Annotated in this window: 18 protein-coding genes; 7 read left to right on the top strand and 11 right to left on the bottom strand. The window is 55.9% G+C overall.

Features of this window, described 5'->3' with window-relative positions:
• Window positions 1-21: 21 nt before the first annotated feature.
• Window positions 22-516 carry a MerR family transcriptional regulator gene (locus EIY72_RS14135; RefSeq protein WP_093222788.1) on the bottom strand — a complete coding sequence of 165 codons (495 nt, stop codon included), beginning with the start codon at window positions 514-516 and terminating at the stop codon, window positions 22-24.
• Window positions 517-606: 90 nt separating this feature from the next.
• Complete coding sequence (locus tag EIY72_RS14130; RefSeq protein WP_093222785.1) at window positions 607-1,167, bottom strand: YdeI/OmpD-associated family protein; 561 nt, start codon at window positions 1,165-1,167, stop codon at window positions 607-609.
• A 386-nt stretch (window positions 1,168-1,553) separates the two neighbouring features.
• On the opposite strand from EIY72_RS14130, the gene EIY72_RS14125 reads away from it, so the two are divergent.
• Both EIY72_RS14125 and EIY72_RS14120 read left to right on the top strand, forming a co-directional pair.
• Window positions 1,554-2,387: an oxidoreductase gene (locus EIY72_RS14125; RefSeq protein ID WP_093222782.1), complete on the top strand. Its 834-nt coding sequence runs from the start codon at window positions 1,554-1,556 to the stop codon at window positions 2,385-2,387.
• Between the two features lie 26 nt (window positions 2,388-2,413).
• Entirely contained in the window at window positions 2,414-3,355 is a 942-nt protein-coding gene (locus tag EIY72_RS14120) for an AraC family transcriptional regulator (protein WP_093230588.1), read from the top strand.
• Between the two features lie 108 nt (window positions 3,356-3,463).
• Here the strand turns inward: EIY72_RS14120 and EIY72_RS14115 are convergent, their stop codons facing one another.
• The 4 genes from EIY72_RS14115 to EIY72_RS14100 all read right to left on the bottom strand — a co-directional run bounded on the left by EIY72_RS14115 (window position 3,464) and on the right by EIY72_RS14100 (window position 7,551).
• A complete protein-coding gene (locus EIY72_RS14115; RefSeq protein WP_093222779.1) occupies window positions 3,464-3,823 on the bottom strand; it encodes a VOC family protein in 360 nt (119 codons plus the stop codon).
• Window positions 3,824-4,017: 194 nt separating this feature from the next.
• The gene (locus EIY72_RS14110; RefSeq protein ID WP_093222776.1) at window positions 4,018-4,530 is read right to left on the bottom strand and encodes a hypothetical protein; all 513 of its coding nucleotides are present in this window, start codon (window positions 4,528-4,530) and stop codon (window positions 4,018-4,020) included.
• 344 nt (window positions 4,531-4,874) lie between these two features.
• The gene (locus EIY72_RS14105) at window positions 4,875-6,293 is read right to left on the bottom strand and encodes a purine-cytosine permease family protein (protein ID WP_093222773.1); all 1,419 of its coding nucleotides are present in this window, start codon (window positions 6,291-6,293) and stop codon (window positions 4,875-4,877) included.
• A gap of 40 nt (window positions 6,294-6,333) precedes the next feature.
• Window positions 6,334-7,551, bottom strand: a complete 1,218-nt coding sequence (locus EIY72_RS14100; protein ID WP_093222770.1) for an amidohydrolase — start codon at window positions 7,549-7,551, stop codon at window positions 6,334-6,336.
• Between the two features lie 316 nt (window positions 7,552-7,867).
• Between EIY72_RS14100 and EIY72_RS14095 the strand changes: the two genes are divergently transcribed.
• Window positions 7,868-8,815, top strand: coding sequence for a LysR family transcriptional regulator (locus tag EIY72_RS14095; RefSeq protein ID WP_093230586.1), 948 nt, complete (start codon window positions 7,868-7,870; stop codon window positions 8,813-8,815).
• A 388-nt stretch (window positions 8,816-9,203) separates the two neighbouring features.
• Here the strand turns inward: EIY72_RS14095 and EIY72_RS14090 are convergent, their stop codons facing one another.
• Window positions 9,204-10,097 (bottom strand): AraC family transcriptional regulator, encoded by an 894-nt coding sequence (locus EIY72_RS14090; RefSeq protein WP_197678837.1) that lies wholly within the window; start codon window positions 10,095-10,097, stop codon window positions 9,204-9,206.
• Between the two features lie 139 nt (window positions 10,098-10,236).
• Between EIY72_RS14090 and EIY72_RS14085 the strand changes: the two genes are divergently transcribed.
• From EIY72_RS14085 to EIY72_RS14075, 3 genes are read left to right on the top strand one after another with little or no spacing between them, the layout of a single operon-like run.
• The gene (locus EIY72_RS14085) at window positions 10,237-10,980 is read left to right on the top strand and encodes an SDR family NAD(P)-dependent oxidoreductase (RefSeq protein ID WP_093222767.1); all 744 of its coding nucleotides are present in this window, start codon (window positions 10,237-10,239) and stop codon (window positions 10,978-10,980) included.
• 28 nt (window positions 10,981-11,008) lie between these two features.
• The gene (locus EIY72_RS14080; protein WP_093222765.1) at window positions 11,009-11,410 is read left to right on the top strand and encodes a VOC family protein; all 402 of its coding nucleotides are present in this window, start codon (window positions 11,009-11,011) and stop codon (window positions 11,408-11,410) included.
• Window positions 11,407-12,384, top strand: a complete 978-nt coding sequence (locus EIY72_RS14075; RefSeq protein WP_093222762.1) for a saccharopine dehydrogenase family protein — start codon at window positions 11,407-11,409, stop codon at window positions 12,382-12,384. The genes EIY72_RS14080 and EIY72_RS14075 overlap by 4 nt, the downstream gene beginning before the upstream one ends.
• A 4-nt stretch (window positions 12,385-12,388) precedes the next feature.
• On the opposite strand, the gene EIY72_RS14070 is transcribed toward EIY72_RS14075, so the two are convergent.
• Complete coding sequence (locus EIY72_RS14070) at window positions 12,389-12,793, bottom strand: winged helix-turn-helix transcriptional regulator (protein ID WP_093222760.1); 405 nt, start codon at window positions 12,791-12,793, stop codon at window positions 12,389-12,391.
• 98 nt (window positions 12,794-12,891) lie between these two features.
• Here EIY72_RS14070 and EIY72_RS14065 point away from each other — a divergent pair, with 98 nt between their 5' ends.
• Window positions 12,892-13,356, top strand: coding sequence for a nuclear transport factor 2 family protein (locus EIY72_RS14065; protein WP_093222757.1), 465 nt, complete (start codon window positions 12,892-12,894; stop codon window positions 13,354-13,356).
• Between the two features lie 156 nt (window positions 13,357-13,512).
• On the opposite strand, the gene EIY72_RS14060 is transcribed toward EIY72_RS14065, so the two are convergent.
• From EIY72_RS14060 to EIY72_RS14050, 3 genes are all read right to left on the bottom strand, one after another.
• The gene (locus EIY72_RS14060) at window positions 13,513-13,959 is read right to left on the bottom strand and encodes a GNAT family N-acetyltransferase (RefSeq protein WP_093222754.1); all 447 of its coding nucleotides are present in this window, start codon (window positions 13,957-13,959) and stop codon (window positions 13,513-13,515) included.
• On the bottom strand, window positions 13,956-14,447 hold the full coding sequence (locus EIY72_RS14055) for an HIT family protein (protein ID WP_093222751.1): 492 nt from the start codon (window positions 14,445-14,447) through the stop codon (window positions 13,956-13,958). Before EIY72_RS14055 ends, EIY72_RS14060 begins: the two co-directional genes overlap by 4 nt.
• Before the next feature lie 205 nt (window positions 14,448-14,652).
• Entirely contained in the window at window positions 14,653-15,048 is a 396-nt protein-coding gene (locus tag EIY72_RS14050) for a RidA family protein (RefSeq protein WP_093222748.1), read from the bottom strand.
• Between the last annotated feature and the right edge of the window lie 58 nt (window positions 15,049-15,106).

Raw genomic sequence — 15,106 nt, 5'->3', positions numbered from 1 at the left:
GGTGATCGTGCTGAAACAGGTTCAGGACGGCTGACTCGGAACAATCGGCTGCGGGTCCCGGCGGGCTGCTTTTTTCCTGGAGGGCGCTGCATCGCTGCTGGCAGTGGTCACACCTTCATCGCGCAGGCGATTGAGGACCAACTGCGCGTTGTCGGCACAGGCCATGCCTTCGGGTTTACCTTCGACGCCCTTGATCACCAGCAGCAACTGCGCCTTGTTCCGGGCCAGCCGTTGCTGGAGGATTTCGATTTCCTCGACCTTGCGTTTAAGGCCGTTGAGCAGGGTTTCATGCTGCCAGCCATTGGCATTCATCGGCATCAACTGGCGAATCTCGTCCAGGGAAAATCCTGCCGCCTGGGCACCGGTGATGATCTGCAGCACCCACTGCGCGTCTGGTGCATAGTCGCGATAGCCATTGGATTTGCGCTCGACCGACTTGATCAGCCCGCTCGCCTCGTAGAAACGAATGCGCGAAGGCGCCAATCCGCTGATTTTCGCCAGTTCGCCTATGCGCATGTTTAACCCCGGAAAGCCGTTGACCTTGAAGTGAACTTTAAACCTGAAGTGAATGGGGGAAAAGGGGAGGGCTCGTCCCAGTGCAGGTTGCTAACGCTCCAGACTGTCCGCCTCGGGCGCCCGAAAGGCTTTGCTGTAATAGCCGGACTGGTCGAAACAGCAAACCTGCTTCTTGCCGGAAGCCAGCATCTCGCAGGCATCACCAATGCGTTTGGCGCGGGTCTTGAGTTGCTTGGCTGAAGTCATCCAGTGAATCCAGTCCACCCGTGCGAGGGTCGTCGTGCTCTGCCAGACTTTGCGAGCCTCGGGAGCAGCCGCCAGGGCCTCCTGAAAATCTGCCGGGACCTCGGGCTCGGGTTCCTTCTTCACAGGGGACAACTCCAGCGTAACGACATCCCCCACGACTGCACCGGCGGCTTCGAGTAACTCACGACTGACCTGCAGCCAATGGCTGAGCTGACCATCCGGCTCAAGGGTCGCCTGGAAAGGCTGCCCATTGAGTGTGCCTGCGACGGTCGTTCTTCCTCGTCTCGGAAGTGTTTCACTCGCATCTCTGGGCAGCACTACAAACGCCCACGACCTATCATCGCCTGGCTTTGCCGGGCGAAGCAGCTTTGCTTCGAAGCGGGATTTCACATCGACGGTTGTCATTGCAACGCCTCCGACGGATTCGGCTGAGGATTGTCGGCCGACCTGTTGTGTATTCAAACGGTCGATGGAGCTTACGTCAAACGTTCGGGTTTGCAGCCTGATAATAGGTCTGCCGATTTATTCGGTGGACAAGTGCTGCGCTGAATGGCCGTTCCCGACCCGAAGCAAACACTCGTGACCGGAGAACTTCGGTCATGGCAGATGTTAAGAGCAGGGCATATGGATCCGCCCCTTTCCTCCTTTGATCTCTTTTTTTATCTACCGATTCAAGGTTGCCCGCCAACCACACAGATAGGAATAGGCAATACTCAAATTCAATCCGGCATAGTCCATCATCACGCCCAGCTCTAGCATGGCCTCACCTTTTTTGTTCAGGAGTGCGCGCCATGAGTGCAGTAAAAACCCTCTTTATTACCGGCGTCAGCAGTGGTTTCGGCCGAGCTCTGGCTGAGGAAGCGCTCGCCCAGGGCCATCGAGTGATCGGCACTGTTCGCAGTGAATCCGCTCTGGCAACCTTCGAGGCGCTCTCGCCTGAGCGAGCCCACGGCGTGGTGCTGGACGTTACCCACTTCAACGCCATCGACGCGGTAGTTGCCGCTGTTGAACACCAGCACGGCCCGGTGGATGTGCTGGTCAACAACGCGGGTTATGGCCACGAGGGGATTTTCGAGGAGTCGTCGCTGGAGGAAATGCGCCGCCAGTTCGACGTCAATGTATTTGGTGCAGTGGCGATGACCAAGGCGTTTGTACCGTATTTTCGCCAGCGGCGGGCAGGGCATATTCTCAATATCACTTCCATGGGCGGCTATATCACCATGCCGGGCATTGCCTATTACTGCGGCAGCAAATTTGCGCTGGAGGGCATCTCAGACGCGTTGAGCAAAGAGCTTGCACCCTTCAATATTTTTGTCACAGCCGTTGCACCTGGGTCGTTTCGCACGGACTGGGCGGGCCGCTCAATGCAGCGTACGCCGCGCAGTATCAGTGACTACGACGCGAGCTTCGACCCGGTGCGCAAAGCCCGCGAGGAAAAAAGCGGTCATCAACTGGGCGACCCGCAGAAAGCTGCTCGTGCCATGCTGACGATTATCGCGAGCCCCAACCCGCCGGCTCACCTGCTGCTGGGTAGCGACGCCCTGGCCCTGGTGCGTGACAAGCTACAGCGCACGGCGGAGAGTATTGAGCAATGGGAGGCGCTAAGCTGTTCTACGGACGGCTGAGCAAAACAATGGAGGTCGTGCAGCCGATGGCAAAACTCAAGGACCCGAGTACGGCGCGTATGGTGCAGTTGATGGGCCAGCTTGCGCCGCTGGAGGGTTACAACCTGAGCCCTCTGGATGATGTGCGTTTTCTGCGCTCCAACCGACCTCTGACGCGCACGCCGGTTTTGTATGAGCCGGGCATCGTCATCCTCTGTCAGGGGCGCAAGCGCGGCTATCTGGGGGATGAAATTTACGTCTACGACGCCCAGCATTACCTGGTGGTGTCGGTGCCAGTGCCTTTCACGATGGAGACCGAGGCTAGCGAGACGGAGCCAATGCTGGCGGTGTACCTGCGACTGGATTTCACCCTGGCCGGCGAGCTGATTCAGCAAGTGGATGAGATCTGGAACTTCGGCGCGGCTCAGCCTATGGGCATGTACGCCTCGCCCATGGACGAACCGTTGCGCCAATCGACCCTGCGCTTTCTGGAAGTCATGGGTGAGCGCACCGACGCGCAAATCCTCGGCCCGGCGATGTTACGCGAGCTCTACTACCGCATCCTCACCGGTGAACAAGGCGGCACCTTACGCGCGGCCATCGCCCAGCAGGGCCAGTTCGGCAAGGTGACGCGCGCCATTCACAAAATCCACAGCTGTTATCACCAGCATCTGGATGTAGAAGCCCTGGCTCAGGAAGCGCGGATGAGCATACCCAACTTTCATCTGCATTTTCGCAAGGTGACCGATTCTTCGCCTATGCAGTACCTCAAGTCGACACGCTTGCATCAAGCGCGATTACTGATGCTGCGTAACGACCTGACCGCAGCGAAAGCGGCATTTCTGGTGGGCTATGAAAGTGCTTCGCAATTCAGTCGCGACTTCAAGCGCCTCTTCGGCCGCACACCGATAGCGGAGGTGGCGTGGATGAAACGAACCTATGCGTTGCCGGCACCGACAACACCGTCGCCTTTCGTGTCATCACACTGACCTGCAATGAGTCCTGTCTTGCCGGTCACGAAGGGCAGTAATCAACCACAGAGGCAGCCATTCAAAATCGCTCGTTTTTTGCGGAAGAAAGCGGGAGAACTTGCCCTTTCAAGTGGCGTCGGCACTCCAAACGGCCAGTTCATAGCCGTCTGGGTCAGTGAAGTGGAATCTGCGTCCACCAGGGAACGAGAAGGTTTCGCGCGTGATAATAGCGCCCAAAGCCTTGAGTCGCTGCTGCGTCTCACCGAGATCGTCCGAGTACAAAATGATCAAAGGGCCGCCAGGCCGAACGGGTTCTCCCGTCGTGAAACCACCGGTAAGGCGGCCATCACTGAATTCCGTATAGGTAGGACCGTAGTCGACAAATGTCCAACCGAACGCACCGCCGTAGAAAGCTTTGCTGCGGTCAATGTCGTCAACATTGAACTCAATATTGTCGATCTGTCGGTCTTTACGACTCACGTTCATGGAGGCTTCCTTGGCTGATTTTCAAAAAGGCAACAATACCGCATTGGCCGTTCATGGGGTTTTAGAGCAGAAGATCGAAAGGGTTAATTCCGATTTGTCGTGATAGGCGGCAATCGACCCAAAGCGGTCATTCATAACGGACTGGATTCGACCGAAGCCGCTGTTGGTGGCCAGGCCGAAAGCCTTTCGCAATTTCAATGTTGCACTGGTGGAAGCGGGCCAGTGAACATCACCTTCAGCCGATCACGCCCAATGACGCGCGTCAACTCTGCAATCACGCAATACATGAAGATCAACGTAATGAGCAGAATCTGTACGGCCCAAAAGCGAGGCCAGTTTATCGAGGACCACAGCAGAGAGTTTGCATTCATGAAACCGGGTGCCTCTTTCCAGTAGTCGTACAGTCGTTCCAGGTAGTGAACGATCAACGCGACCAAGGCATACATGCATGTTTTCCAGGTGACATTCCAGATCAGTGGTTTGTCGGGAAACCGGTTGATGAACGGCAGCATATCGGCGATCAATACACACTTGCCGAGCACCAGGGAAGCGATCAGCACCGATGCGGAAACCGGCAACTCCACTCCCGACCCTTTGATCATTAGCGCTCGAATCAGCACAACGATGTGCAAGATGATGAAAAAGAAAATGGTCGGTGGAAGGACCTTCATGAACTCATGTTTGATCTTGTGTATCACCGTACTCATAACGGCGTCCTTCAATTGAGAGTGCGCGTAAATTCACCGGGTTGGCTTGGGTGCCTCGGGGCGACTGCCTTCATGTGAATCAAAAAGAGTTAAGTCATCGGCATCTGCCAATGACTTGCCTTCAAGTGCCCTCCCAGGCGGGAGGGCAAGGCATTCAGCAGACCGCGAAGGTTGCAGCTAGATGTAAAGGCGTAAGCCAGGACTTTTTAAGCGGCAGACGTGCATGCAAGCTCTAAATTGAGCTTGGAGCAGTGTAATTGAGGTTTTCGGGAGGGGTTGTGAACGTACGCGTTTGGCCGGCTTTTGCCCTTACTAAAAGACAGCAACCGACCTATAGCAGCTCTTCAGACCCTGTTTGATTGAACGGCCTGCTGCGTCTGATGTGGCAAGCGATAGCGGGAGCAAAAGTAGTAAAGCGCGCCAGGGATCAGGAGTCCGACAATCCAGGAAACGTCGATGCCACCGAAGAAGTCGAACAATGGGCCAGTGTAGAACTCCGAAGACATGAACGGAATCTGGATCAATACCCCGAGGATATAGGTCGAGATACCGGGAATGTTCCACTTGCCATAACGTCCATTCACATCGTTGAGGGCCTGCACATCAATATTGTCTTTCTCGACGCAGTAGTAGTCGACAAGGTTGATAGCACTCCAGGGGGTGAAGAACGCCAGCAAGAACAGGATAAAGTGGCCGAATGTTTTGAGAAATCCATGGTCGGCGACCAACGCCAGACTGGTGTACAGCGTAACGACGGACATGATCAGCACAAAACGCATGCCATTGCCGATAGCACTCTTCCCGGTTAAAGCAGTTGAAATGGTAGCCACCGACATCACGCTTCCATAGATGCTAAGTGCCGACGACATCAACTTACCGAGGGTGATCGCCAAATACAGGACTGTGGCGACTAGGCCGACGGAGCCGAGCCCAACCATAAAGGTGACTTCGTGGCCGGCAAAGCGGTCGCCAGCGATAGCCGCTGCAAACACGCCGAACGTCATGGCCAATTGTGATCCCAGCACGGAACCTGCACCGACCATCACAAAGGTTAGGGTCGGTGATGTTGAGCGAGGCAAATATCGGGAGTAATCCGCCACATACGGGCCATAAGAAATTTGCCACGAAGCAGACAGCGACAAAGCAAACAGAAATGTCGGCCAGGTAAAATGTCGGTTGCCCAACAGCGCTGAAACTTCATGCCCGCTGAGCAAACTGACGAACAAATACAGGAAGGTCAACCCGCCCACAACACTGTAGACCCGGCCTAGCGCGTGGATCGTTCTGTAGCCGAAGAGCGCGAGTAACGCGACCAGCACGCCCAGGATCAGAATGGCGCTGGTAGTGCTGACGTCCAACAATTGCCCTACCGCCTGGCCGGTCAACACTGTACTGCTGGTCAGAAAGCCGACATACATGATGCATACCAGTACCAATGGGATGATGGCGCCGTACACACCGAACTGGACGCGGCTGGTGATCATTTGTGGCAGGCCGGTGCGTGGCCCTTGGGCCCCGTGAAGGGCCATGACCATGCCGCCAATCAACTGGCCAATGAACAGGCCGACCAGGGACCAGAACACATCGCCGCCCAGTACTACCGTGAGGGCGCCGGTCACCGCACAGGTGACCGTCAAGTTGGCACTGACCCAGAGAGTAAATTGGCTCCATAGGCTGCCGTGACGTTCATTGTCAGGAATAAAGTCGATTGAACGTCGCTCTATCAGTGGACCGTTCCTGGACGTGTTGGGGGAAGTTCCCATGTGAGTCTCCAATTTTATTGTTGTATGTTTATTGAATGGATTAACAGGGCTGACACCTGGCAGCTGCGGTGGTCGCAAGTGATATGTCTTTGTCTTCAAAGGTTGCATCTAGCCGAGACCGGACAATTTCCAGGAACATGGCTACACCGACAGGTGCCACGTCATCGTTGAAGTCGTACTCTGGGTGGTGGCACATGCGTCCACCTTGCCCTAGTAGAAAGTGGCAACCGGGTCGCACTTTGAGGAAGTTCGCCACATCGTCACAGGCCATCAGAGGTGTAATGCCCTCGATGACGTTTTCTTTGCCGACCACTTCACGAGCAGCAGACACCACGCACTGAACAGGTTGGTCACTGTTCATGATCGGTGGGACACCGTGAGTGAGTTCGAGCGTGATCTGCGTACCATTCGCTTGTTCGAAGCCCTTGCAGATTTCCCGCATGCGTTGAATCGCCAGCGCCTGTGAAGCGCTGGACAAGGCTCGGATCGTTCCTTCCAGTACGGCTTGATGAGGAATCACATTCGGCGCTTCGCCAGCATGAAAGCAGGCGACCGAGATCACAACGCTGTCCAGTGGGTTGACCGAGCGGCTGACAATCGTCTGCAAGGCGCCAACCAACAATGCACCAATCGCTATGGGGTCTACGCCCAAATGAGGCATCCCCGCATGGGTGCCTACGCCATCGATGCGGATGGTGAAGAAGTCTGAAGAAGCTTGTTGGGCTCCTGCACGCACGCCAATTTTCTGCGGGGCTAACATTGGGTCGTTATGCAGGCTATACAGCTCATCGAACGGGAACCGCTCCAGCAAGCCATCGTCCAGCATTGCCTGGCTTCCACAGACGATTTCTTCGGCCGGCTGGAATATCAATACAACCTTGCCGCGAAACATCGGGTTCGCCGCGAGATAGCTGGCAGCGCCCAGCAAAATGCAGACGTGTCCGTCATGGCCGCAACCATGAAAAACGCCCTCATGGACAGAGCGGTAAACCGGGTGACCCTGTTCGACCATCGGCAAGGCATCCATGTCGGCGCGCAGAGCGATCGATGGACCGTCCCCGAGCCGGCCGTTGATGATCCCTACCACGCCGGTCTGTCCAATGCCGGTGTGAACTTCGACGCCAAAACCATGCAGAAGCTCGGCTACAAATCCGGCAGTCCCGTGTTCCTGAAAGGCGACCTCCGGCTTGCTGTGGATCGTGTGCCGCCAGGCTCTCATTTCAGACGCCAGCGTTTTAACCTTGGAGCTGATAGGCATTGTTGTTTCCGGCTTGAATGAATGTTTAAAGTTTGGCGAGGGAAATCGAGTGTCCTTCGCTGTCGGATATCGAGATCGCCTGCTCGGTTTAGCCATGCTATTGGCCGCGCGCCGGGACGGCTAATGCAAAAAAACAGATGGTCTATGCGGCGAGCACATAATAAAAACTGGCCGCTTGTGCAGACCGGCACTGTGTCTTGATCGTTGTCGGATTAGGGCGTAGGTTCCCCGAATTAATGCATTCAGCAGGCAGAGGCTCGGCCAACTCACAGGGATACCTGGTCTTATTGCTCGTACTATGTCTTTGGAGACGTCTGTGGATATCCGGAAACTCGTCCATGTATTGGGACTTGCGAAAAATCTGACGTTCAGTCGAGCCAGCGTTGATGTAAATCTCAGCCAGCCTGCGTTGTCTCGAAGTATTCAGTCGATTGAGGCCGAACTTGGCGTCATGCTCTTCGAACGTACCAAACGGGGCGTGTCGCTTACGCCATACGGCAAGGTGTTTACCGAACGTGCTCGCAAGATTGTCCTGGAAACCAATGAACTTCGCCGCGATCTTGCGCTGATGCAAAGGGGTGAATACGGAGAGTTGTCAATTGGCCTGGGCTCGACCGCTGCGATTGTGCTGATTGAACCGTTACTCGACTACTTCGCCGAGCATGCACCTCAGCTGCGGGTGAATATCAAACGTGGGGAGCGGGATGCATTACTGCGGCTGCTGCTCGATGAGCAGGTCGACATTGTGTTCGGTGATATTGCGTTGCTGGAAGACAGAAACGATCTACTTCTGAGCCCATTACCCCGTTGGCCGAGTGGGTTTTTCTGTGCACCCAACCATCCACTTGCCAATCAATCGGTCGTAACGCGCAGTGAACTGCTGAACCACCGCATCAGCTCCATCGCACTCTCGCCCTGGGCCATGGCGGACCTTAGCGAGTACTTCGAGCAATCTGCCGCCTCTTTCATCTCGTTCCGCAGTGATGACTTCCGGGACGTAGAAGCCGCGGCGCTGGGCGGCCGAATGGTGGCGTTTGGTAATAAGCCTGTTTTTCGAGGCTCCATTGAATGTGGAGCACTAAGGGAAGTGATACTTGATCCTCCGCTCCAGCGCAGCGCTCGGTTTGGCACGGTAAGCCTTGCGGCGAGAACTCTTTTGCCAGCCGCAATAGAGGCGAAAGCGCTTGTGGAGTCAGTCTTTGAAGGGTTCTCCAGGGCCTCAATGAGCGACACAGTTTCATCGCTCGTTCATCCGCTCAGGTAGCCATGCTGTCGACAAATACCAAAATGGTCTCGGCAAAAGACGTTTAGTCGAAGCGGGAGGGGGAGCGGTATTGCAGGCGGATTCTTCGTTTCCTCGATTACCTGCATGAGGATAAAAAATGATCATTCCAATTCCCACCTTCGGTCACAAAGAACTACTTACAATCAATACAACGAGTTGCCCGTCTACAACGACGCCCTAGCAGCGTATTTTCCGGGGGGGGGGCGATGTGCAGCTGTTTACCTCGACCCGAACCTGGGCGCCTGGACCCCTTCGGGGGCGAGCGTCCGCTTTTGGCCGTTTTCTGCCTGTCACGAAGTGCAGTAATTTCCCCATCGCGAACGCTAAAAACTCAGCAGCCAACAAGCAACATAGAAGCGCCACCAACCTACCTTTTCTCACCTCGGCTTTCTCCCAGAATCCTGGCTGCATCGCGCGCTGGCGGTAAGCCAAACACCCGTGCGTAATCGCGACTGAATTGAGTAGCGCTTTCATAGCCGACTTCAAATGCCGCATGGGTAACACTTTTGGCACTGGCGACCATCAGTGTCCGTGCCTGGAGCAGTCGAACCCTTTTCTGATACTGCAACGGGCTCAGTGCGGTCACGGCTTTGAAGTGGCGGTGGAAGGCTGAAACACTCATCGAAACCCGTTGCGCCAGGGTCTCGACCCGTATGGATTCAGCGTAATCACGGCGTATGTGCTGAATGGCCAGGCTGACCCTGGCCATGGCGCTGTCAGGGGCCGCGATGTCACGCAACATCCATCCGTGGGGGCCTTGCAGGACACGATACAGAATCTCCCGTTCATAAACGGGGCCCAGGGCGGCAATCTCTTCTGGGCGATTCATCAAGCGCAACATTCGTACCCAGGCATCCATCAGCTCAGGTGTGACCGGGGCTACCGAGAAGCCTGCGTTCCTGTCGTACTGCCCGTCGGGTTTCGGAAGATCGGCTAACAGGTTTGCCAGTACCGTCGGCTCGAGTGTCAGGCTGACGGCGAGGTAAGGCTCGCCATTGGCGTCGGGGTGTACCTGGCCTACAGCCGGCAGCTCGATGGACATCACAAAATACGTCGCAGGATCGTAGCGCAACGTGCGGTCCGCGATGGTCATCGACTTACTGCCGCGCAGGATCAGGTTGATCATCGGCTCGTAAACAGCTGCCAGCATGTGCTCGGGAATCTCACCCTGCACCATGGCCACACGCGGGATACCCGTTTCTGTGCGACGGTTTTCGGCTTGTGCAGCCAAAGCCCGCAGTTCTTTCAATGGATTTGTCATACGAGGCATCTGAACCCAGGCAACTGCGCTCGTGCAAGCAAAAAGCAGAAACAGGCAGGATTCGAGTAGGAATGGCTGCGTTCACGGTGAAAGCAATGGTTACTGTAATGACTCATTTTCAGTGACATTGGAGCACCTTATGAGCGTTGTCGTTATTACAGGTGGCAGCCGGGGCATCGGTGCCAGTGCCGCCGAGCATTGCGCCCAGCGCGGCATGGGCGTCATTGTCACCTACAAGCGTGACGCGGATTCGGCGACGTCTGTTGTCGAGCGCATCCGGGCATCGGGCGGCAAGGCGGTGGCACTCGAACTCGACGTTGCCGACATAAGCCGTTTCGGCAGTTTTCGCGACGCGGTTCAGCGCTCCTTGCAGGCAACCTGGGGCGTGACCCGCCTTGGCGGTTTGGTGAACAACGGCGGCCATGGTTTGTTCAATCCCTTGGACACGGTCACTGAAGCGCAGTTTGACGGGTTGTTGAACGTTCACCTCAAAGGCCCGTTTTTTCTGACTCAGACGTTACTGCCGTTGATGGAAGAGGGGGCCAGTATCGTCAATCTGACCAGTGCCACAACGCGTGTGGCCACGGCGGGTGTCGCGCCTTATGCGGCCTTCAAAGGCGGGCTTGATGTGCTGACTCGCTATATGGCCAAAGAGTTTGGTCCTCGGCGCATCCGTGCCAATTCGGTCTCGCCGGGCGCGATCCGCACTGAGTTGGGTGGCGGGTTAAACGAGGAGTTCGAGACATTACTGGCCTCGCAAACAGCCCTGGGTCGAGTGGGTGAAGTACAGGACGTCGCTCGTGTTATCGCGATGCTGCTATCTGAAGAAGGTAGCTGGATCAATGCCCAGACCATTGAAGTCTCGGGCGGATACTTCATTTAAATCACCTTCTGAAAACGAGGCATCCACAATGCTTGATCATGTTTTTATCTCGGTCAGTGACGTTGAACGTTCGATCCGTTTCTATACCGCGGCGCTGGCTCCGCTTGGCATCACCGGACGGCTCGATTACGACGGCAAGGACGGTCCGCCAGGCCATCCGGATCTCAAGGGATTCGGCGCCAATGGCAGGGTATTTTTCTGGTTGCGTGAGGGCGTGGTCGAAGGGCGCGCGGCACATGTTGGCTTCGTGGCGAACAGCAAGGCAGACGTGAATGCCGCCTACGCAGCTGCGATGGAACAGGGTGCAGTCGACAACGGTGCTCCCGGTGCCCGACTGCATTACGACCCCAACTATTACGCAGCCAATGTGCTTGATCCGGATGGCTACAGTCTCGAATTCGTCTACAAGAACTGGCAGCACGCGCAATGAATAAACTGATGATTTACGGCGCGACAGGCTATACGGGTCGCATGGCTGCCGAACATGCCAAAGCACTGGGGCTGGACGTTGTGATTGCCGGGCGCACGGCTGAAAAGCTCGGGGTGCTCGCTGAGCAACTGGGTGTCTCGTATCGAGTGTTCAGCCTTGATGCCATAGGGGCAGATGCATTGGCAGGCGTCGGCGTACTGCTGAATTTTGCCGGGCCTTTCGCTCAAACGGCGCAACCCTTGATGCACGCTTGCATCAGGGCCGGGGTCGACTATCTGGATATCACCGCTGAGATCAACGTTTATCGGCTGGCAGAACAGTTGGGAACGCAAGCTGCACAGGCGGGGATCATGTTGCTGCCTGGGGTGGGCTGGGACGTGGTGCCGACAGATTGCCTGGCGATGCATGTCGCCCGGCGCGTGCACAATCCTCAGACCTTGTGCGTTGCACTTCAGGTCGCTGGCGCCATGTCACGGGGATCGGCCATGAGTGTCAGCGAGATCATCGGCGCCGGTCTCATGGCCCGCGTGGATGGAGAGCTTCTGGCAACACCGGATGCGCAACCGCGACACTTCGACTTTGGCCAGGGCCCGGCATTATGCGCACCGTTATCTTTTGGTGACCTGGTTACCGGTTGGCGTTCTACCGCCATCCCAAACATATCCCTGTATGTGCATATCACGGGCGACGCCTTCCCGGAGGGCGATCTGTCACAACTCCCGGATGGGCCGAGTATTGAAGAACGTGAGGGTCACCGTGCCCGTGCAGTGGCTGAAGTGGTCGGTGCAGATGGCACGATTGCACGCTCGGTGATCGAGACCGTGAACGGCTACAGCTATACACCGTTGTCCGCCGTGGAGGCGGCGCGTCGAGTGTTGGGCGGTGAGCGACGAGCCGGTTTTGAAACGCCGGCAAGGGTGTTCGGCGTGGGTTTCGCCGAGACCATAGACGGTACGACCATTACCGATTATTAGAACACTATAACGCCTCGACTTCGCGCGCGTCGAAGGCCGACTGCGCTTGTACGACAGCGTCCACGTGATTGATCGTCCAGGTATACAAAGCCAGGAACGGTCCTTCCAGCGTCCGGCCCAATGGTGTGATGCTGTACTCCACAGCTATCTGCGACGAAGGGATCACTCGACGGTCAAGGATGCCATTGCGCTCCAGACGACGCAGCGCCTGAGTCAACGCTTTTTGGGTAATGCCATCCAAACAACGTTTGAGTTCGTTGAACCGCAGCGGTTTCTTACATAGCGCCGCAAGAATCAGAACCGACCACTTGTCCGCGATTTGATCCAGCAAGAAACGACTCGAACAATCGACTTTGTTATCTGTGTCCGAGGCGATTTGAGCTGGGCTCTGTTCCTCCAATTCTTGCATGTGGTTTCCTCTGGGATACCTGATGACTTCAAAGTGCGTAATTGATATCTGGTATATAACTTATACCATGGTGATTCACTTCACATAAGGCGTTAACCATGTCGTCCAAATACCTTCAAGAAACCGAAGACAAACTCTCGGTGGTTGAAACACTCTATCGATTTGCCGCAGGTATCGATCTGCAAGACAGTGTTCTTCTCGCATCCGCGTTTGCAGAAAATGCAGTTTCCGACTTTCGTCCCGCTGCCGCAAAAGCTGGTTTTGAATACCCGGTGCTGGAAGGTCGGGACACAATCGTCGCAGCGCTGTCAGAAGCGCTCAGTCACGTCGACACCACTCATTCGGTGAGCAATCCTCGCGCCAGCGTCGATGGTGACAAGGCGCATCTGGATGCCTTGGTGGAAGCGCAGCACGTGCTCAAAAGCGATCCGTCGCGACACTACCTCATGAAAAACCGTTACGACGTGGAGATGGTCAGGCAAGGAGAAGTTTGGCTCATTGAACGCGTCACCGTCGACAACATCTGGCATACAGGAGACCTGTCTGCTCTTTTCGGTAGCTAGGAAAAAGCATGCGGGAAGCGTCTAACTCTCAACAATCGGGTCTACGCATTTCGTAAGTGCAGGATCGCTCGGAGTTAGTAAAAAGTTCACAAGTCCTCTCGAACGAGGAAAAAACCAGCCCGATGCAACGTCCGCTCTTTGCCGAAAGCCGCCTGATCAGGCGTTGACCAGTTCCATGGTGTGGGTGGCATGGGCATCTTTTATTCGGATGAAGCCGCAGCGCAGGTAAAACGTGTCGCCTCCTGAAGTATCGGTGGAAAGACGCACCTGCCTAAAGTGAAGAGCAGCCTGTGCAACCAACACTTTTACCAGCGCCTGACCCACGTATTGATTCCTTGCCGCAGGTGCCACGTACACCCGCCGTAGCCTTGCGATACCGGGCTTATTATAGGGATCAACTGATAGGCCTCCGATTCCTATCAGGTGCTGGTCCGAATACGCTGCCATGAGGCATTCACCGGGTGCATCGAAGCGATTCTTTCCAGAGTGCCACTCCGAAATCAGGTGCGTAAGAAACCTGAAACCTTCTGCAACCGCCTCTTTCTCCAAGTTAAGAACTTCCGTCGGCAGGTGCGTAATCTGTTGAATTTCGATCAGTCTCATTCATCGTCCCTGAATTGGGAGCGCAGAGTTGCAATGACGTGATCAATGGTTGGGCCTTCTATCATGGGAGGATCAGGACGCTCACAAAACTCTCGCCAAACAAAGAACATCAGTTCTGCGCCGTCGGTCTGGGGCATGCTACTCTCGAGAGAGCCAAAATTTTGCAGGACTCTGTACCTGTCGTCCCTCCAGAACAATGCCTCGACCCAGTGGTAAATCGGGATGAAATGGAAGTGGATGGAGTGCCCCGCGTCATGACCGAAACGACCGATGTAAAGCCGTTTTGGTTGCAGGAGCGCTTCGATGGATGCCTGGATTCTCGCCTGCAATGCTCCCAACTCCGCCAGCGCTTCGGTCGATAGCGCAGCCAATGAGTTTGTCATTTCTTTCGCGCTGAGCATCAGGTAGCCAGGCAGCGCACTGTCCATGCGGTGGTTAATCACCCAATAGGGGGATTCATGAATGATGAAGTGAGGCGAAATGTCCATATTTTGGCCTTGAGTGAAGTCCAGTGGAGGGTAGCACTTCAGGCAAAATGGAATGTCGGCTATTGCCCGGTTGCTGCCCTTCACGGCAGGCAGCAATCGGCCAGAAGCGGACGGTGACAACAGACAGAGATCAATCGGGAGTGGAGGGGCGCTCCAAAAAAAGAGGGTTCCCTTTGACGGTCTGCGGAGGGGGGGGGAGCCCGGTTTATTGGGGTAGTTTGGCGATCACCTTGATCTCGAAGTCGAAGCCGGACAGCCAGGTTACGCCTATAGCGGTCACTGTCGGGTAGGGAGCTTCGCCCCAGTACTTGGCGACTTCTTCCCAGATCATTTCGAATTTCGAGTCGGGGTCGACCATGAAAATGGTCGTGTCGACCACATCCTCGAAACTACTGCCGGCCTCGGCCAGGATCGCGTTGAGGTTGGCGAAGGCCAGGCGAACCTGTGCCGCGAGGTCCGGCTCGGCCGAGCCATCCTTGCGGCTGCCGACCTGACCGGATACGAACAGAAAACCGTTGGAGCGAATCGCCGGCGAGTAGCGGTGGAGTTCGTACAGGGCATGGCGGTCAGGCGGGAAAACGACATCACGTTTGCTGGTCATTGTGTAACTCCTTCAGGGCGATAGCCCGTTGTTTACGATGGAGTCACTGTAAAAAGCC

The organism is Pseudomonas vancouverensis (assembly GCF_004348895.1).
In the GTDB taxonomy this organism is placed as follows: Bacteria; Pseudomonadota; Gammaproteobacteria; order Pseudomonadales; family Pseudomonadaceae; genus Aquipseudomonas; species Aquipseudomonas vancouverensis.
The sequence above is the reverse complement of the archived record's forward strand: the minus strand, read 5'-3'. Positions and strand labels throughout refer to the sequence as shown.